Raw genomic sequence first — 20,186 nt, 5'->3', positions numbered from 1 at the left:
TACAAACTGTATACAGCCAGCCTGACTTTATGGGGATTAAGAATCGGATTTCAACCGTTCAACCAGCGCTTCGTATTCAGGGCTCTTCAGGAAATTGTCAATGGAAATGTGCTCAGCATTCGGGGCTACCGTTTTAGCCCGGTCTGTCAACGTTTTTTGTGTAATGACAATATCCGCATCCTGTGGAATTTCACTGATTGCCGTATTCGTTACCGTAACGCCCACGCCCGCCTGTTTCATTTTTTTGCGCAAAATTGAGGCTCCCATGGCGCTTGAACCCATACCTGCATCACAGGAAAAGACAATTTTATTCACCTCGGATTTATCCTTAAGCGTTCGATCTGCGGCAATCTCGGCAGCACGATCGGATGCGCGGTTATCTTCCATTACAGTGGCGTTAGCGCTTGCACCCTTGCTTTGATTTTTCATATCTTTCAGGCGGGATGCAGCTTCCTCCAGCCCCTCTTCCTTTGGCTTACCAGTTTTGAGTAATACTGCGGCAACCGCAAAGGATACGACCGCAGCTGCGATCACACCGCTCAGCATCGGCAAATATCCGCCTTTGGGTGTCATCAGGAAATAAGCAATGATACTGCCTGGTGAAGGAGCAGCAACCAGTCCGGCACCTGTCAACATAAAACAGAAGGTTCCCACAACGCCCCCTGCTATAGCAGCGAGAATCAGAATCGGCTTCATCAAAATATAAGGGAAATAAATTTCATGAATCCCGCCGAAAAAATGAATAATGACTGCACCAGGAGCAGACGACTTCGCAGAGCCTTTACCGAACAGGCAATAGGCCAGCAAAATACCGAGTCCCGGGCCAGGATTGGATTCAAGCATGAACAAAACGGATTTTCCTGTTCTTGCAGCTTCCTCCAGCGCAATCGGACTCAATACTCCATGATTCAGTGCGTTGTTGAGAAATAATACTTTTCCAGGCTCAATAATGAGATTGACAAGCGGCAGTAGCCCTGCGTTTACGAGGAACTGTACCCCTGTCGACAACACTTGACTGATGGTTTGCACGACCGGGCCGATCGCCACATGCGCTAGTAATGCTAGAATGGCACCGATAATCCCAGCCGAGAAATTATTGACCAGCATTTCAAAACCTGATTTGACTTTGCCCTCAATGGCCTTATCGAACTTCTTCAATATCCATGCAGCCAGCGGACCAGCTACCATCGCGCCCAGGAACATCGGGATATCGGCCCCCACAATGACCCCCATCGTCATAATGGCACCGATCACACCTCCACGCTGTCCGTGAATCATCGTGCCTCCCGTGTAACCGATCAGCAGCGGCAGCAAATAATTTTTCATCGGATCAACCAGTTGTGCAAAACCCTCATTCGGGAACCACCCGGTCGGAATAAAAAGGGCCGTAATTAATCCCCATGCGATAAAGGCTCCCATATTAGGCATAACCATACCGCTGAGAAAACGGCCAAAACGCTGTACGGCGACACGAGCGCCACCGTTTGAACTGGACTTTGTGTCCACAGTGCTCATATTCATATCCTCCTTGTGAGTAAATAGCATCACTACCTTTTCTTAAAATTCATACTAAATGACAGCGCTATCTTCATCAACGAAATGAAAACGTACTTTCGTCATGAACGTTGATGACAACATTTAAATTTAAAGTAACGACAAGGCATTATACCTGCATAATTCTTCTTAATATGGCCGATAACAATAGAAATTAGTCGAAAAAACACTGTTGTAAATCTGTGCAATTGTATAAAGAGGCTCTCTTCTAAGCCTGCGCAAGCAACGTAAATACGCCTTCTAAAAGACAACAAAAAAATAGCCGCTATGTCAGGTCATAGCGACTATTTTATACAAAAACTGAGCGGACTACGATGCTCTTATTTAATTCAATATCCATATAAAAAATCAGAATAAAGCGCTATTATTTCATGCTGTATTGCTCATTATTGCTCATCCGAAATCAACTGCTCGTACTGCTCCGCAGACAGCAACTTGCCCAGAGCTTCCTCGACACCATTGCTCATCTCTACTTCGATCATCCAACCCTCTTCATAGGGTGATTCATTCACCAGCTCAGGTGTACTTTCCAGAGCTTCATTTACTTTCAAAACGGTTCCCGTCACCGGAGCAAAAAGATCGGATACGGTCTTCACCGATTCAATTGTACCAATCTCCGTCCCCTGTCCAATCGTTGTTCCCGCCCCAGGTAATTCCACAAAAACAATATCACCCAATTGATGCTGTGCAAAGTCTGTAATGCCGATCCGCAACGTCCCATCCACTGTGCGCTGAACCCACTCATGTTCGTCTGTATACCAAAGTTGCTGTTTCACTTCACTCATCCTGCTTCGCCTCACTTCCACATGAATAAAATGCTTTTGATCACCTGTATTAGACAAGTTAAGATTATGACAACAAGAACATCCATGTCAATAATACTAACAAAAATACTCCATACCAACTCATATAGCGCAGTCTATAAAAAAATGATAACTTGTAACAAACGCTTACATATCCTTATTTATACAATAAATGTTTTTCATATTGTTTTATATGACATTTTTATTGACATTTTGAATGGATTTGCGTATTAATGGGTTATAGTAATTGCTTTTGAAAATACCTCGACAACTGCAAACGCGGATGAACGCGGAGGGAGAGACTACCAAAAATATTCGCATCGCTGTTGTCGTTTGTGAGACAGTTGGGCACGCGAATCGGATCAAGTTGTTATCTGCAAAACCGGGTAACATACCGTTGATCCAAAAGGTAGCGCCGAAGGAGTAAACTTGCATTGCAGGTGAATCTCTCAGGCAAAAGGACCTCTGCCGGACGCATCTCTGGAGAGCATCCGTGAAAAGAGCGGATCACCCAAGGGGAAACCTGGTTCACACCGGGGTAACTTTCTGGTATCAAGGACAGAGCTGAAAGAAGAGTATGGACTGCCGTCTATACGTTTCTTTTAGCCTGTCTTTTTTGTTTAGCCGATTACACTGGATAGGAGTGAAAAAATGTCTAATTTGCGAAGAACACCATTATATTCGTCCTACGGGACGCAGCCCGGGGTTCGTTGTATTGACTTTGGCGGGTGGGAACTCCCCGTTCAGTTTAGCGGCATTCAAAAGGAGCATGAGGCCGTCCGACAACGTGCAGGTTTATTCGATGTATCGCATATGGGCGAGTTCTTGGTTGAAGGCAAAGAAGCTGAGGCTTTTTTGCAACAGGTAACCACAAATGATGTCAGCCAGTTGGAACCGGGCCAAGCACAATATTCACTCCTGTGTTACCCCGATGGAGGCGCAGTCGATGACTTGCTTGTATATTGCAAAGGACCAGAGCGCTACATGCTCGTTGTGAATGCCTCCAACATCGACAAAGATTGGGATTGGCTCATACGCCACGTACCAGCATCGGTTCATCTGGAGAATGTGTCTGATGCGATAGCATTGCTGGCATTACAAGGACCGGAAGCAGCACGTATTACCGCAGCCGTGACAGATACAGATATTACGAATCTGGCATCTTTCCGATTCCATGAGAACGTGCAATTGTTCGGAGCAAAAGCACTTGTCTCGCGAACTGGATATACCGGCGAAGACGGTTTTGAATTTTATATCCCTGCTGAGGAAGCACCCGCCGTGTGGGATGGTTTGCTTCGTTGCGGTGAATCGTATGGACTGATTCCCGCTGGACTTGGTGCTCGCGATACGCTGCGCTTCGAGGCACGGCTACCGTTGTACGGACAGGAGTTATCTGCCACAATTTCACCGCTTGAGGCTGGGTTAGGTTTCTTCGTCAAGCTGAATAAAGGAGATTTTATCGGCAGGGAAGCACTGCAACGTCAAAAAGAACAAGGAATTCCTCGCAAGTTAATCGGGCTGGAAATGATTGACCGCGGTATCCCGCGCGCTCATTATCCGGTGTTCGCTGAAGGTCAACACATCGGTGAGGTCACAACGGGTACTCAATCGCCCACCTTGAAGCGTAATCTGGGGCTGGCCCTGGTGGACAGTCGTTTTAGCACCCTATCGACACCGCTGGAGGTCGAAATTCGTGGTAAACGCCTGCGTGCGGAAGTGGTCCCAGCCCCCTTTTATAAACGGCTACGCCGATCTTAATCCTCTTCATTCTAAAAAAGCGATCATGTCAGATATAAAATTCTGGATTTTCCAATTACGACTATGTATTAGCTAATTTACTATCTAAATTTTGCTTTTCGAAAGGAGCCAGAACCTATGAAGCAGCATCGCTATCTCCCCATGACCGAACAAGACCAAACCGAAATGCTGCGTGTGGTGGGCGTATCATCCATTGATGATTTATTCAGCGACATTCCAGAGGCTATTCGATACCAAGGGGAACTCCCTCTTTCCTCTCGGCTCGACGAAAGAGCCTTAACCCGCCACATGACCGAGCTGGTCGGACGAAACGCCAATACAGATACACATGCTAGCTTTCTTGGTGCAGGTATTTATGATCATCATATTCCATCCGTTATCCAACACATCACCTCACGTTCCGAATTTTACACAGCCTACACCCCCTATCAGCCGGAAGTAAGCCAGGGCGAGTTGCAAGCCATTTTTGAATTCCAGTCGTATATTTGCGAATTGACAGGTATGGCGGTAGCTAATGCCAGCATGTACGATGGGGCTACAGCTCTGGCGGAAGCGGGCTCATTGGCCGCTTCCGCCACGCGTCGTAAACAGCTTATCGTATCAAGGTCTGTCCATCCAGAGGCACGTCAGGTATTGGCAGCCTATGCACGCGGATTGGATTTGGACATTGTGGAAATCGGCTGTTCGGATGGCGTAACGGATGTCGATGCGCTAGCCACGGCCGTATCGGAACAGACGGCGGCTGTTTTGATCCAAAATCCCAACTTTTTCGGAGCCGTGGAAAATCTGAAGCCGATGGCTGACCTCATCCATGCGCATCAAGGGCTTATGGTTGTTAGTGCCAATCCACTGGCACTAGGCTTGCTAGAGACCCCTGGTAAGCAAGGCGCGGATATTGTTGTAGGAGACGCGCAGCCACTTGGGATCTCATCCTCCCTCGGTGGTCCGACCTGCGGTTACTTTGCCGTTTCCCAGGCGCATATGCGCCGTATCCCTGGACGTATCGTAGGCCAAACCACAGACCGTAACGGCAAACGCGGCTTCGTGCTGACCTTGCAAGCGCGGGAACAGCATATCCGCCGCGAAAAGGCCACGTCTAACATTTGCTCCAATCAAGCGTTGCTCGCTTTATCTGCATCTGTATATTTGTCTGTCATGGGTAGACAGGGGATCAAGGAAGTAGCCGAGCTAAATTTGCATAAAAGCCGTTATGCGTTAGAGCAATTGCTGAGCTTGAAAGGTTTATCTACCTCGTTTAACGCACCAACCTTTAATGAGTTTGCCCTTAAACTGCCTGAGGGTACAGATATGAGCAAACTCCAGGCCGAGCTGCTAGCTGCCGGATTTATCGCTGGCTACGATTTGGGCCGGGACTATGAGGAACTTGCTGGTCACATGCTGATTGCCGTGACGGAGCAAAGAACCAAAGAAGAGATTGACCAATTTGTACACACCTTGGGGGGATTGCTATGACACACACCGGACAGGATCAGAAACAAGAACTGTTAAAGGAACACGATCAAACGCTCATTTTTGAATTGAGCCGTCCGGGTCGCATCGCTTATTCCCTTCCCGATTGCGACGTTCCCCGTCGCCCGGTGGCAGAGCTTTTGCCGGATTATGCGCTGCGCAGCGAACCTGCGGCATTACCCGAGGTATACGAAGTAGATGTTATTCGCCATTATACCGCCCTGTCCCAGCGCAATTTCGGCGTCGACAACGGATTTTATCCGCTTGGCTCGTGTACGATGAAATACAATCCGAAGGTGAATGAGGATGTTGCCCGTTACGCAGGCTTTGCTAAAATTCACCCATATCAGCCGGAGGATAGCATCCAGGGGGCTATGGAGCTACTGCATACGCTCCAAAATGATCTGGCTGCGTTGACCGGCATGGATGCCGTTACGCTTCAGCCCGCTGCTGGCGCCCATGGCGAATGGACCGGGCTGATGATGATCCGCTCGTACCACGAAGCACGTGGCGAGCGACGTACCAAGGTGCTCGTGCCGGATTCCTCGCACGGAACGAACCCCGCCAGTGCAACCGTCGCGGGTTTCGAAACAATCACCCTTCCCTCCACCCCTGAAGGGCTGGTGGATCTGGATGCGCTACGTCAAGCCGTAGGCAACGACACCGCTGCGCTCATGCTGACCAATCCGAACACGCTTGGTCTGTTCGAGAAGCAAATCACTGATATTGCCGCAATTGTGCATGACGCAGGTGGCCTGCTCTACTATGACGGCGCAAATTCCAATGCTATCATGGGGATTACCCGCCCTGGGGATATGGGCTTTGATGTGGTGCATCTCAATTTGCACAAAACGATGAGTACTCCGCACGGTGGAGGGGGCCCGGGCGCTGGACCCGTCGGCGTAAAGCAGCGACTGATTCCCTTTCTGCCCAAGCCGCTTGTCGTACGTGATCCGCAGGGTATGTACCGCTGGGATCGGGAGCAGCGAGATTCTATTGGGCGGGTCAAAGCCTTTTATGGCAACTTCGGCATTCTCGTCCGTGCCTATGCCTATATCCGTAGCTACGGCCCTGATGGCTTGAAGCGAGTGTCCGAATGTGCTGTACTCAATGCCAACTACATGATGCATCGGCTGGCTCCGTATTTTGACCTGCCTTATCCCGGGCATTGTAAACACGAATTTGTCATGTCGGGGCGAGGCTTGAAGAAGTTTGGAGTGCGCACGCTTGATGTAGCCAAACGGTTGCTTGATTTCGGTTACCATCCACCTACCATTTATTTTCCGCTGAATGTAGAGGAATGCATCATGATCGAGCCGACGGAAACAGAAAGTAAAGAGACGCTTGATGCTTTTGTCGACACTATGATTCATATTGCGCGCGAAGCCGAGGAGAACCCTGAGCTGGTGCTCAATGCCCCCTATACCACTCCAGTCACGCGCCTGGATGAAACCACTGCAGCCCGTAAACCTGTGCTGAATTGCGCATGTAGTTAAGATTAAATTCAACCCAACAATTCAAAGCATACAAAAAAGCCGGTATCTGTTGAGATACCGGCTGCTGTATGTATACAGCAATTTTTGTTGGAAAAAGATATAACCTTTGAAAAATGTGATACCCTTCCTTATGCTTCGATGCTTTGAACCAATTCAACAACCTGCTCAGCTGTTTGCATATCCAGAGCTTTTGCAGCCAATTTCTCCATGTCCGCACGGGACAACTTAGAGATTTGACTACGTGCTGGCAGAATGGAAGTTGCGCTCATGCTGAACTCATCAAGTCCCAGACCCAGCAGCAACGGAATTGCTGTGGTGTCTCCTGCCATTTCACCACACATACCAACCCAACGTCCTTCACGGTGAGCGGCATCAATAACCATTTTCACCAGACGCAAAATGGATGGGTTATATGGTTGATACAGGTAAGAAACTCGTTCGTTCATACGATCTGCTGCCATGGTGTATTGAATCAGATCGTTAGTACCGATACTAAAGAAATCCACTTCTTTTGCGAATTGGTCAGCCAATACCGCTGTGGAAGGAATTTCTACCATGATGCCCAGCTGAATTTCTTCAGATACGGATACACCCTCGGCTACCAACTTTTCTTTTTCCTCCAACAAAACAGCTTTAGCTTCACGGAATTCGTTCAGCGTAGCAATCATTGGGAACATAATGCGCAGGTTACCGTGTACACTTGCACGCAACAAAGCACGCAATTGAGTGCGGAAGATATCCTGGCGATCCAGACACAGACGAATAGCACGGAATCCGAGGAACGGATTCATTTCTTTCGGCAGATCCAGATAAGGAAGTTCTTTATCTCCACCGATGTCCAAAGTACGAACTACAACCGGTTTGCCTTCCATTCTTTCCAGAACCGTTTTGTAAGCTGTGTACTGTACATCTTCGGATGGGAGCTTGTCGCGTCCCATGTACAAGAACTCCGTACGGTACAAGCCAACGCCTTCTCCACCGTTGTCCAGAACACCAGCTACATCGTTAGGCGTACCAATATTGGCTGCCAGTTCGACATGGACACCATCAACGGAAACCGTAGCTTCGCCACGCAGCTTACGCCACTCTTCGCGTTGCTTGTCATATGCCACCTGTTTAGCGCGGTATTCCGCAACGATTTCTTCGGTAGGATTCACGAATACGTGACCATCCAGACCATCGACGATAATCAAATCGCCGCTTTTAGCTTGAGACAATATATTTTTCGTTCCTACAACAGCAGGAATTTCTAATGAACGAGCCATAATAGCCGAGTGCGAAGTGCGTCCACCGATGTTCGTTGCAAAGCCTTTAACAAATTCACGGTTCAGCTGAGCTGTGTCGGAAGGTGTCAAATCTTCTGCAAGTACAATCGTTTCTTCGGCAATTTCTGCAGGACTGACAAAATGAACACCAAGCAGATGATTAAGCACCCGTTTGGTTACATCACGCATGTCCGATGCGCGTTCTTGCAAATATGCACTTTTCATGTTTTCAAACATGGAAACAAATTGTGTAGCTACTTCATTCAAAGCATAGTCAGCATTGAGCTGCTCGTCTCTGATTTTAGCTTTAACCGGATCGATCAATTCAGGATCATTCAGGATGAGCAAGTGAGATGCAAAAATTTCTGCTTTTTTCTCACCCAGTTCCCGAAGCGTTTTCTCCTTAATCGATTCCAATTCGGTTTGAGATTCTGCCAAAGCCGCATCCAATCTTGCGATTTCAGCTTCAACATCACCAACCGCGCGTCTCTCTACAGCGTAATTCGGATGCTCCAAGATAAACGCCCGGGCAATGGCTATGCCTGCCGAAGCGGCAATCCCGGAAATTTTAAGCATGAACTTCGCCCAGCCCTTCGTTAACGATTACATTTTCAAGAGCTTTCAATGCTTCAGCAGCTTCAGCGCCTTCGCAGATAATGTTAATAGTATCCCCTTGTTCCAGACCCAGAGACAATACACCCAGAATGGATTTCAAAGTTACTTTTTTACCGTTAGCTTCGGCGAAAGATTCAGCACCGCTGAATTTGTTAGCTGTATTTACCAGCGCAGTTGCAGGACGTGCATGGATACCGTCTTCATCCGTGATTCTAAAAGTTGTTTGCATAATTTGTTCCTCCCACTTTCCTAAAGATAATATTTGTTTACACGCAGTATACCGGGCAGATGACCAGGCGGCTTAAGCCGCCTATTCAACTAATCCGAAACACATAGAGTTTATTTTATCGTAATTATACCATCTTCGCCAGCCTTCAATACTCCAGTTTTATTTAAAGTTACCGAAGAACCTTCTGGAAGGTTGGTAAAAATGACAGGTGAGATGATCGATTTAGCGTTGGCCTTCACATATTCCAGGTCTACTTTCATGATCGGTTGGCCGGCTGACACAAGATCGCCTTCGTTCACCAAAACGTCAAATCCTTGACCTTTAAGCTTCACAGTATTCACCCCGATATGAACAAGCACTTCTTTACCACCATCGGATTGAATACCAACCGCATGCTTGCTTGGGAAAACATTGAATACTTTACCATAGACAGGAGAAACAATTGTTCCATCATTAGGCACAACTGCAAAGCCATCACCTGTCATACGTTCTGCAAATACTGGATCGGGAACTGTCGAAATGTCAACCAATTCGCCGTTAACTGGCATCACGATATCTTCCACAACAATCGTTTGCTTTTGTTCTCCGGCTTCCTTTTCCTCTTGTGGAGCTGGTTCTGAAGGCGCAGGTGCAGGTGTACGTCCTGCCATGATATCAGCCATTTGAGTTTTAATGGTGTCAGAACGGGTACCGAAGATCGCCTGTACATTGTTACCCACTTCCAGGACACCCGAGGCGCCAAGTTGTTTCAGACGAGCTTTGTCAACGTTTGATTTCTCATTAACTTCAATCCGAAGACGTGTAATACATGCATCCAGATGCTTGATATTCGATGAACCACCGAAAGCAGCCAAAATGTTATGTGGAAGCTCGTCACTGCTACCGCTTGCTGCACCATCCACATTTTCTGTAGCTTCTTCACGTCCTGGTGTCTTCAAGTTGAATTTCCGTATGATGAATCGGAATCCGAAGTAGTAAATAACCGCCAAAATCAGACCGACGATAATTACATACCACCATGGCGTACGGGTTGGAATAATCCCGAAAATCAGGAAGTCAATAAATCCACCAGAGAACGTCATGCCGATTTTAACATTCAAAATTTGCATCGTCATGAATGACAAACCTGCAAATACACAGTGTACTGCAAACAGCAATGGAGCTACGAACAGGAAGGAAAATTCCAGTGGCTCCGTAATACCTGTCAGGAACGAAGTCAAGGCTGCTGAACCCATGATACCTGCTACATATTTTTTGTGTTCTGGTCTTGCTTCATGATACATCGCAAGTGCTGCAGCCGGTAATCCGAACATCATGAATGGGAATTTACCTACTTGGAACGTACTTGCTGTCAGTGCCACGCCGTCGCGAAGCTGACTAAAGAAGATTTGCTGGTCACCGTGAACGGTTTGACCTGCTTTGTTTACATATTCACCAAACTCAAACCAGAACGGTGAGTACCAGATGTGATGCAGACCAAATGGAATGAGCGCACGTTCGATAACCCCGAACAGGAACGCCGACAAGGTCGGGTTGGAATACACCATAAAGTGAGATACTGCGTTAAGCCCTTGCTGAACTGGAGGCCAGATCAGAACCAGTGCCAGTCCAACAATCAGTGAAGATACTGCCGTTGCAATTGGAACGAAGCGCTTACCCGCGAAAAAGCCCAGGTACGAAGGAAGCTCGATTTTGAAAAATCGGTTGTACATAGCAGCGGCCAGTATACCGATGATAATCCCGCCGAACACCCCGGTTTGCAGTGTAGGAATACCCAACACATTCGCATAACCCGGTATTTTTTGAGCAATCAGACCAGGTGTGACTCCCACAGCTGTACCCAGCGTAATGTTCATTACGAGGTAACCGATGATCGCAGCCAAACCTGCTACACCCTCGCCGCCCGCCAGACCGACGGCTACGCCGACTGCGAACAACAGCGCCAGATTATCAAAAACAATTTGTCCGGCATTCATCATGATGGTCGCTACCGATTGAACCCAGCCCGCATTTAATGCAGGGATGTACTGGAGAAAATCAGGGTTGACCAGCATGTTGCCGATACCCAATAAAAGCCCCGCAGCTGGCAAAATGGCTACCGGAAGCATTAACGCTTTACCGACACGCTGTAAAACGCCGAAAAGCTTTTTAAACATACCTTCCACATCCTTCTCTGAAATTTAGAACAGAGGTAAAACAACAAAAAAGGCATGAGCCGATTTAAGTATGTTTGAACACAACCTTGGGATATAGCTTACCCCACTAGGCTGTAAACAATCATAACTTAAAACAACTCATGCCTGATCGAATCAGTAACACGTTAAAATGTTTAGTTGTTGTCTTCCTCATTGCAAAATTGATTATAGCACCACGCTAAATGCGAGGCAATACTTTTTTATTCGGGCTTTATCACGGTTTGTTGCTCTCCCTGCTTGCGTTGGGACAAACGCTGCAGATGCATCGTCAAATAGCTAACTTCAGCTGGATACACCGGTTTACGTAGCCTTTTCTCCATAATCTTCGTAAGTTTCCAGGCCAGCATATACATTTCTGGATATTCTTCATTCAAAAGCTTGTCCAATCGGTAAATCTCCTGCACAATCTCTCCTCGACGTACACGTTCAATCGCAAATCTCAGATGAGTCAACAGACGAGAATAATCAAGGGATTGGAGAGGAATTCGGTAATCCAGCGTCGTCTCGACGACCTGAACCATGTCAGCAATCAGACGAGAATCTTTCCTAACCTCGGAGATATGCTGGTTTGTCATCGCGCTATAAATATGCAGAGCTACGAATCCGATTTCATCTTCTCCCAGATCCACGTCCATCTTATCCTTAATCAAAGCAACAGCCTGCTCAGCCATCTTGTATTCCTGAGGATATATTTCCCTAGTTTCATACAAGAACGGATTATGAATCGTAATCCCCTGTTTATGACGGTTGATGGAGAAGGCAATATGGTCAGTTAAAGCAATTAGTATGTGCTCATTAAGAGGCTTTTTGGCTTGAAGCTGAACAAGATGAAGCACCTCACCGATGACCTCAATGAGCTTTTCATCCAGCTCAGGAAGCAATCGTTTGTATTGCTCCTGCTCTTCATGGCTTTTTAATATAAATAATTTTTCAACTGAATCCAACGGCATTAGATCGCCGGGTTTGCGATTGAAACCGATTCCTTTTCCAATCACGACAACCTCATCATGCTCGGGATGCATCCCTATAATCACATTGTTATTCAGCGCTTTGGCCACTTTTAGGCTGCTCACATCCGCACCTCTTTTATCAGAACCTTGATCCTAAGAATTATAGCATGAAGCTCAGAGGAATCCACGTTAAAGTACCAAATATTCCGCTAAAGGTCAATAAAAAGAAAACGCTTTTCATCACAATTTCCAGGAAATGCTGTGATGAAAAGCGGTCTTTTGGGGGCTGAGAATCTGTTCCCCAAAGGCTTATCGTTATTCTTTATCCGTTAGTGCCACCTCAACCGAGGCTGGATTGTGTAGCTTGTTCGCATCACCGGAGGACGGTACGGAATGAAGACCATTTTTTCCAGTGGTTAGTCCCTTGATCAACTGCTCTACATCAATACCGGATACACTCTTAAGCATCTCAGGAGCCGTCGCCATCAGTTCGGTGACATAATTGCTGACACGCGTTGCTCCTTCCCCTTTACCCGTATCCACAACAGTCAGTTTATCAATGGATGCAATCGGTTCGGCAATGCGTCCTGCCAGATCCGGCAGCATTTTCACGATAATATCGAGCACGGCAGCCTCTCCAAACTTCTGGAACGCCTCCGCCAGTTTTTCTTTGGCCTCAGCTTCCGCGAGACCACGCAAACGGATGACATCTGCATCGGCTGTACCTTTGGCCCGTTCTGCATCCGCTTCTGCTTGCCCGTTTAGACGTTTTTGTTCAGCTGACGCTTTAGCCTGTGTTTCAATCGAGTATTGCAGCGATTCCGCCTCACGCATTTTACGCGATTTGTCGGCTTCCGCCGCTTGTTCTACTGCATACCGATCGGCTTCCGCCTTCTTTTTCACTTCCGCATCATATTGCTTTTCACGTACCTGTATTTCCTTGGCTTGAATATCAATCTCCCGTTCCTTACGTACCAACTCGACTTTCATCTGTTCCTCGACGGCAGTCTGCTTGGCACGGGCCTCCTGAATGTGATAAGCCTGATCGGCTTCTGCCCTGGCTGTATCTTGTTCTTTCTTAAACGAAGCCACCTTCAGTTCCTTCTCCTTGGCTGCCTCGGCAATATTCGTATCCCGCAACAGCTCGGCCTTCTGTCCTTCCTGTTCTGCTCGTGCCTTCTGAATTCGGGCATCCCGCACTGCCTCGGCTTCTGCAATCTCTGCATCCCTTTTCACAGCAGCAATTCTCGGCTTACCGAGCGCATCCAGATACCCATGTTTATCGCGCACGTCTTTGATAGTGAATGAAACGATTTGCAAGCCCATCTTTTTCAGATCGCGCGCAGCCACGCCCTGTACTTCCTGCGCAAACCGATCCCGATTGCGGTATACTTCCTCTACTGTCATGGAGCCGAGAATTGCCCGCAAATGTCCCTCCAGCACTTCTTGAGCCTCTCCCCTAAGAGCTTCCAGTGGCTTTCCGATGAACTGTTCGGCTGCTGTGGCTACATCCTCAATGGAACTGCCGACCTTGATAATCGCTACACCATCCGCAATCACGGGCACTCCTTGCTCTGTATATACTTCCGGTGTGGTTACGTCCAATTTGTGAGACAACAGAGAGATAAATTCGGACTGCTGGAAAATAGGCCAAATGAAGGCGCCCCCACCACGTACAATTTTAATCTTGCGACCAGATTCATCCTCGGAAATATTTTTATTTCCCAGAAAAGAACCTGTCACAATCATTCCTTCATCCGGTCCTACCGTTTTGTAACGGGCCCAAAAAGCAATCCCTAATATGACGATAACAATGACAACAATTCCAGGGACCAACACAATATCTTGCAAATTTGACACTCCCGATCACGCTCCCTTCAAGTTAAGCGAATGCGCCGTCTATGTGTCCAGGTACGCTACGCGGACGACGCCCTCTGCGACCTCAACCACGACAATACGGGTTCCCGCAGCTAGCGGTTTGTGATCAAAGCTAGATGCTGTATGTATGGTGTTGCCTGCACCCAAGCGGATCATAACTTCCCCGTAACCAACCTCAGGTACAGGAATGGTAACCTCACCGATTCTGCCAGTTAGTTCACGCATCGAGAAGCCGCTGGATACCTCTGAATTCGCCATGGGCTTGATAAATGCAAAAAACACTAGCACTCCAATAACAAGTGCAATCCCTAAAGCTAGCACAACAACCCAGCCCATGGTCAGCCCAGTATACTTTGTCAGTAGTACTCCAGCCCCGCCAAAAGCAGTCATAGCCCCAAGTAGAACGACAGGTCTGAACCAATCAAGGCCCGGCAACTCTAACGCCCCATCCAGCCAGCTACCGAGTACATCCCCGATCAACACACTAACCACAGTAAAGATTGCGCCTCCTGCCAACAACCACCAAAATAAGGTTTCCATGCGACTCCTCCTTCCACGTACTTTTCAGTCTGGTTTCCAGTCTATAACTATGTTTACGTATTCAACCTTAAAAAGTTTCAAAATTTACCTCCAATATTCCAAATTAAACCCAAAAAAGCACGTTCGTACGTCTAATGACGCACAAACGTGCCTATTATGATCCAAATGCTGTTTACAGGGATGCTTTGTAAATTTCGACTACATCTTCGCGATTGAGCTTGTTAAAGCCTCCGAAAGGTCCGAATTTCACAGCTTTATCAGCCATTACATCAATTTTGGACGCATCAATATCATAATCAGCCAGACGGCTTGGCGCACCAATCGATTTCCAGAAATCACGCAATGCTTGAATACCTTCCAGCGCTACTTCTTCGTCACTCTTGCCTTCTGGGTTCACATGGAACACATTCACAGCCAGCTGTTTGAAACGTTCAGGCTTCACATGCAAGTTATGTTTCATCCAGTTCGGGAACAGAATAGCCAGTCCTCCACCATGCGGAATATCATAAACAGCAGACACAGCATGCTCAATATTGTGAGTAGCCCAGTCACCTGTCAGCCCCATGTTCAGGAAGCCGTTTAGTGCCATCGTACCACAATACATAATCGTTTCACGCAGCTCGTAGTTTTCCAGATCGTTGACCAGTCCCGGAGCCGCATCTATGACCGTACGCAAAATCGTTTCACACCAGCCCAGTTGAACCGGAGTATTGGATTCCAAATGAAAATAATGCTCGAGCGTATGTGACATCATATCCACAATTCCGTAAACCGTTTGATTTTGTGGCAGAGAGTATGTGTTCACCGGATCAAGAATGGAAAACGCAGGAAACGCATGTACACTGCCCCATCCCAATTTTTCCTGAGTTTTTTCGTTTGTAATAACAGAACCTGCGTTCATTTCAGAACCGGTTGCCGCCATGGTCAGAACCGTACCTAATGGCAAGGCTGCTTGTGGAGCCGCTTTACGCTCTGCAAAATCCCACATGTCGCCATCATATTTTGCACCGACAGCAATAGCTTTGGAGCAATCCAGTACACTACCACCGCCTACAGCCAGTACAAGATCAATTTGATTTGTTTTACACAATTCAACGCCTTTATGTACCGTAGACAAACGAGGATTCGGTTCTACACCAGCCAGTTCTGTTACCTCTGCACCAATTTCACCAAGCAATTTTATTACATTATCGTACAAACCGCTGCGCTTAATACTGCCGCCGCCATATACAAGCAGTACACGTTTACCGTATTTAGGAACTTCACGCTTGAGAGCCTCCAATTGTCCTTTACCAAAGATCAATTGTGTAGGATTATAAAATTCGAATGCTTTCATCGCAAACGCTCGCCTCCAATATTTCTAAAGTTTAATGTTAAGAAACTACTCTATTATAACCTTTATGGTTACAGGAAACAAATTGCTTTGTTTTCAGAAAAAAAACCATACTCCTTAAGGAGTATGGTTATATTTCACATCTTGGGAGGGTTCTCGTATTGTATTATGTAGCAACACAAGCTACTTTATTCTCCCAAGGTATATCCCAATTGTTTCATAAAACGGCCAAACGCTTGCTGACCGGATGGATTCCGTTTATACACTCCTGCGTGCTCTAAAATTTCACTGAATTTCAGTCCGACCTCATTTTGCACGATACGGACAGCCGTCTCTTTGTCAGACAGACGACCAAACCGGGTATTCAACTGGTAAATCCAGTCTGCATGCTTAAACAGTGGATGTTCTTCTTGCTGCATAGCCACAGCCAATTCATCGTTCCCACACAAAATATCAGCAATTCCATCCAGTTCATCCTTGAGTCGCCCTGGTAAGATGGCAAGCCCCATCACTTCGATTAGACCGATATTTTCCTTTTTGATATGATGCATCTCGCGATGGGGATGAAAAATACCTTCAGGGTACTCTTCACTCGTTCGATTGTTGCGCAGTACGAGATCCATCTGATATCTTCCTTCGGAATCCCGTCGCACAATCGGAGTTACTGTATTATGCGGAATCGTTTCCCCCTCCAGCTCGGTATGAGAGAGAACGTCTACCGATGGATCACTATAACCTTTCCAGGCTTCAAAAGCAGCATTCCCCGCCTCCAACAGTGCCTCGGCATCTGTTGACGTAAAACGAATGACCGACATTGGCCAGTTTACAATACCTGCCGTAACCTGCGGAAATGCTTCATTATGGTATACGCCGTCCACACCCGCTTTTTCAATTGGGAATGTATGACGACCACCCTGAAAATGATCATGAGTCAGGATCGACCCTCCGACAATGGGCAGATCCGCATTAGAGCCAATGAAATAATGCGGAAACGCTTTCGTAAAGGCCAGCAACCGCCGTAGCGTATCCTTTGTAAGCTTCATGGGTACATGATCATGATGGAACACAATGCAATGCTCGTTGTAATACACATAAGGTGAATATTGAAAAAACCACGGTTCCCCATTCAATTCTACCGGAATGATACGCAAATTTTGACGGGACGGATGATTTACCCTCCCCGCGTATCCAACGTTTTCACGGCACAATTGACATTTGGGATAAACAGGCGGCGGCAAAAGCTTCGCCATTGCAATTTCCTTAGGACTCTTTTCTGGCTTGGACAAATTAATCGTAATTTCCATATCTCCGTAAGGTGTTGACTGATTCCAGTACACATTGCTGGCTACCCGATCCATACGAATGTAGTTCGAATCAATGGATAATTGATAAAAAGCATCTGTAGCCGCTTCTATACCAAGTTCAGCCTCCGTTTGATGAAAGTCACGGATGACTTCAGACGGTCTCGCCATTAGCTGCCCCATGATTTTGGAATCCAGCAAATCACGATACGTATCCGTGTTTTCAGGGATAAGCCCTATGGCAAAACCATAATCTATCAATACATTAAGCACAGGCTGGAGAGCTTCGGGGGCAATAATGCCCCCTGCTTCCCCACCAGAATAAGGCTCCGAAAACCCGAACTGCTCTAATAACAGATTACGGCTGTAATCTGTATCTTGCAGACCGATCAAGCCCTTTTTTTGCGCGAATGCAACCAGTTGTTCCACCGCATATAGAGCCGATTGCTGTACAGTTTCGTCGATGTCATGGGCCAAGTGCCGGGAAAGTTCCCGGTCTTGGTCTTTATCTACGGATTGGCGCTCGCTCATATGTCATCGTCTCCCGTCTATTCGTCGCCGTAGCCTTGAGGGTGTGACTGATGCCATCCCCATGCTCCGCTAATAATATCCTCCAGTTGGGTACGTTTTGGGCTCCAGCCCAGCACCGAACGGGCCTTGTCAGAAGAGGCAACCAATATTGCTGGATCGCCTGCACGGCGGGGTTCTGTAACAACTGGAATGTCGAGCCCAGTGACCTTGCGTGCCGTTTCAATAACTTCCTTTACAGAGAAGCCCTGCCCGTTGCCCAGATTAAATATGTTGCTGTCATTACCTTCACGCAAGTAATTCACTGCGCGCACATGAGCATCCGCCAAATCACTTACATGAATGTAATCACGGACACACGTTCCGTCCGGTGTCGCATAATCCTCACCAAATACAGCGATATGTGGACGCTGTTTTAACGCTGTCTGGAGCACCAATGGGATCAGATGGCTTTCTGGACGGTGATCTTCACCGATCTTGCCACTCTCATGCGCACCAGCCGCATTAAAATACCGTAAAGATACGTATTTGATGCCTAATACTTTATCAAACCAGGACATCATGCGCTCCATCATCAGCTTTGTTTCACCATATACGTTGGTTGGCTCTGTACGGTCACCTTCTTCAATCGGCACCTTTTCCGGTTCGCCGTAGGTAGCCGCAGTCGAGGAAAATACGATCTTGCTTACGCCAGCATCTTTCATCGCCTCCAGCAAGCTCAACGTACCAAATACGTTGTTGTCATAATACTTTCCAGGATTTTGCATGCTTTCCCCAACCAGCGAGTTGGCTGCAAAATGAATAACTGCGTCGATATTATTTTCAGAGAACAGTTTGGATAGAAGTTCTTTATCCCTCAAATCGCCTTCATACAACTTGCCTCCAAGCAATGCTCCTTTGTGTCCGGTTTGCAAGTTATCCAGCACAACAACTTCTTCTCCCAAATCCAACAATTCTGCTACGGTATGTGAACCAATATATCCAGCTCCACCTGTGACTAAAATGGCCATGTTATTCGTCCTCCTTCAGTTCTTTAACTCCGTCCCCTGCCTTGCATACATAAAAGCTGGCTTCCAGCCCTGTACGGGTCTGATAAGCTTCACCGACTTCCTTTACAAAACGATCCACATCATCCTCATGAACCAATGAAACCGTACAACCTCCAAACCCAGCCCCTGTCATACGAGCACCCAGCGTGCCAGGAATGCGTCGTGCTTCTTCGACCATAACATCTAGCTCAGTGCAGCTGACCTCATACAAGTCACGTAATGAATCGTGAGAAGCGTTCATTAACTGACCGAAAGCTGCAAGTTCATTCGCCGCGAGAGCTTCGACAGAGGCCAGCACACGAGCGTTTTCCTCCACCACATGCTGTGCCCGGCGACGGACTGTTTCATCAGCAATATGATGCTGAAGCTCTCCAAACCGAGCCTCATCCAGCTGTGCGAGGTATTCCAGTGACGGCTCCTGCTGCTGCAAAATGGACAGTGCTTCCGCACATTGACTGCGACGCTCGTTATAGGCTGAATCCACCAAACCGCGGCGCTTATTTGTATTGCCGATTACAAGCTTATAAGCTCCTGTGCGGAATGGCACTTTACGGTACTCCAGCGTATCGCACATCAGCAGGATTGCATGATCAGCCGCTCCGTTCGCTACAGCGAACTGGTCCATAATACCGCAATTGACACCCACGTAATTGTTTTCTGCCCGCTGGGACAACAAAGCGATTTCGACTGTGTCGGTTTTCTGCTTTTCGGTAGTCAGGAAAGCGTAGCCTGTCACGACCTCAATCGAGGCTGAGGAGGATAATCCGGCTCCGTTCGGTATTTCTCCATGATAGAGCAGGTCGTATCCTCTAGACGGATAAACACCCTTTTCAGCCAACTCCACCAGTACACCCACCGGATAGTCCACCCACTCATCCGTTTTGCTTTTTCCTATCTCTCCGCGGGGGATAGACACTTCATACGACAGGTTTGTCGAAGCAAAATGAATTTGATCATCATTGCGTGCACGAAGAATCAACGTCGTACCAAATTCCAGCGCAGCCGGGAGTACATAACCACCATTATAGTCGATATGCTCTCCAATGAGATTGACACGGCCAGGTGCATGAAATATCAGCAGTTCATTGCTGCTTTCACCATATTTTTCAATAAAATGTTTCTTTAATTCAGTAGAGTTCATACCCGCTTCCACCTCATTCACCGTTAGTAAAAGTCTCCCTGATTTCCCTGTAATATCTTAATCAGGTTGACATCTCTTATG

15 protein-coding genes and 2 riboswitches are annotated in these 20,186 nt (G+C 47.3%); of the genes, 3 read left to right on the top strand and 12 right to left on the bottom strand.

Annotated features, from left to right (window positions below; genetic code table 11):
* Window positions 1-36 precede the first annotated feature (36 nt).
* Together C0638_RS14625 and gcvH are read right to left on the bottom strand one after the other, a co-directional pair.
* Window positions 37-1,515 (bottom strand): PTS mannitol transporter subunit IIBC, encoded by a 1,479-nt coding sequence (locus C0638_RS14625; RefSeq protein ID WP_058710423.1) that lies wholly within the window; start codon window positions 1,513-1,515, stop codon window positions 37-39.
* 425 nt (window positions 1,516-1,940) lie between these two features.
* Complete coding sequence (gene gcvH, locus C0638_RS14620; protein ID WP_058710424.1) at window positions 1,941-2,339, bottom strand: glycine cleavage system protein GcvH; 399 nt, start codon at window positions 2,337-2,339, stop codon at window positions 1,941-1,943.
* A gap of 393 nt (window positions 2,340-2,732) precedes the next feature.
* Window positions 2,733-2,832, top strand: a riboswitch (glycine riboswitch).
* Window positions 2,833-2,929: riboswitch (glycine riboswitch) on the top strand.
* A gap of 79 nt (window positions 2,930-3,008) precedes the next feature.
* Here gcvH and gcvT point away from each other — a divergent pair.
* The 3 genes from gcvT (at window position 3,009) to gcvPB (ending at window position 7,081) form a co-directional block, all read left to right on the top strand.
* The gene (gene gcvT / locus C0638_RS14615) at window positions 3,009-4,115 is read left to right on the top strand and encodes a glycine cleavage system aminomethyltransferase GcvT (RefSeq protein WP_058710425.1); all 1,107 of its coding nucleotides are present in this window, start codon (window positions 3,009-3,011) and stop codon (window positions 4,113-4,115) included.
* A 117-nt stretch (window positions 4,116-4,232) separates the two neighbouring features.
* Window positions 4,233-5,588 (top strand): aminomethyl-transferring glycine dehydrogenase subunit GcvPA, encoded by a 1,356-nt coding sequence (gcvPA, locus tag C0638_RS14610; protein WP_058710426.1) that lies wholly within the window; start codon window positions 4,233-4,235, stop codon window positions 5,586-5,588.
* On the top strand, window positions 5,585-7,081 hold the full coding sequence (gcvPB, locus tag C0638_RS14605) for an aminomethyl-transferring glycine dehydrogenase subunit GcvPB (RefSeq protein ID WP_058710427.1): 1,497 nt from the start codon (window positions 5,585-5,587) through the stop codon (window positions 7,079-7,081). The genes gcvPA and gcvPB overlap by 4 nt, the downstream gene beginning before the upstream one ends.
* A gap of 128 nt (window positions 7,082-7,209) precedes the next feature.
* Here gcvPB and ptsP read toward each other — a convergent pair whose 3' ends face one another.
* The 10 genes from ptsP to C0638_RS14555 form a co-directional block, all read right to left on the bottom strand.
* The gene (gene ptsP, locus C0638_RS14600) at window positions 7,210-8,922 is read right to left on the bottom strand and encodes a phosphoenolpyruvate--protein phosphotransferase (protein WP_017426742.1); all 1,713 of its coding nucleotides are present in this window, start codon (window positions 8,920-8,922) and stop codon (window positions 7,210-7,212) included.
* Entirely contained in the window at window positions 8,915-9,190 is a 276-nt protein-coding gene (locus tag C0638_RS14595) for an HPr family phosphocarrier protein (RefSeq protein WP_013372579.1), read from the bottom strand. The genes ptsP and C0638_RS14595 overlap by 8 nt, the downstream gene beginning before the upstream one ends.
* 110 nt (window positions 9,191-9,300) lie before the next feature.
* On the bottom strand, window positions 9,301-11,346 hold the full coding sequence (ptsG, locus tag C0638_RS14590; protein WP_025676128.1) for a glucose-specific PTS transporter subunit IIBC: 2,046 nt from the start codon (window positions 11,344-11,346) through the stop codon (window positions 9,301-9,303).
* Window positions 11,347-11,585: 239 nt separating this feature from the next.
* The gene (gene glcT / locus C0638_RS14585) at window positions 11,586-12,458 is read right to left on the bottom strand and encodes a glucose PTS transporter transcription antiterminator GlcT (RefSeq protein WP_013372581.1); all 873 of its coding nucleotides are present in this window, start codon (window positions 12,456-12,458) and stop codon (window positions 11,586-11,588) included.
* Between the two features lie 192 nt (window positions 12,459-12,650).
* Entirely contained in the window at window positions 12,651-14,186 is a 1,536-nt protein-coding gene (locus C0638_RS14580) for a flotillin lipid rafts scaffold protein FloT (RefSeq protein ID WP_025676129.1), read from the bottom strand.
* Window positions 14,187-14,234: 48 nt separating this feature from the next.
* A complete protein-coding gene (locus C0638_RS14575; protein WP_013372583.1) occupies window positions 14,235-14,753 on the bottom strand; it encodes an NfeD family membrane protein in 519 nt (172 codons plus the stop codon).
* 172 nt (window positions 14,754-14,925) lie between these two features.
* The gene (locus C0638_RS14570; RefSeq protein ID WP_025676130.1) at window positions 14,926-16,089 is read right to left on the bottom strand and encodes an iron-containing alcohol dehydrogenase; all 1,164 of its coding nucleotides are present in this window, start codon (window positions 16,087-16,089) and stop codon (window positions 14,926-14,928) included.
* A gap of 185 nt (window positions 16,090-16,274) precedes the next feature.
* On the bottom strand, window positions 16,275-17,918 hold the full coding sequence (locus C0638_RS14565) for a UDP-glucose--hexose-1-phosphate uridylyltransferase (protein ID WP_013372585.1): 1,644 nt from the start codon (window positions 17,916-17,918) through the stop codon (window positions 16,275-16,277).
* Window positions 17,919-17,935: 17 nt separating this feature from the next.
* Entirely contained in the window at window positions 17,936-18,925 is a 990-nt protein-coding gene (gene galE, locus C0638_RS14560; RefSeq protein ID WP_013372586.1) for a UDP-glucose 4-epimerase GalE, read from the bottom strand.
* 1 nt (window position 18,926) lies between these two features.
* Entirely contained in the window at window positions 18,927-20,105 is a 1,179-nt protein-coding gene (locus C0638_RS14555; RefSeq protein WP_040103840.1) for a galactokinase, read from the bottom strand.
* Window positions 20,106-20,186: the final 81 nt, after the last annotated feature.

The sequence above is a fragment of the Paenibacillus sp. lzh-N1 genome, assembly GCF_002872435.1.
Classification (GTDB): Bacteria; Bacillota; Bacilli; order Paenibacillales; family Paenibacillaceae; genus Paenibacillus; species Paenibacillus polymyxa_C.
Note: the sequence above shows the minus strand (reverse complement) of the source record. Positions and strands in the feature narration are given on the sequence as shown.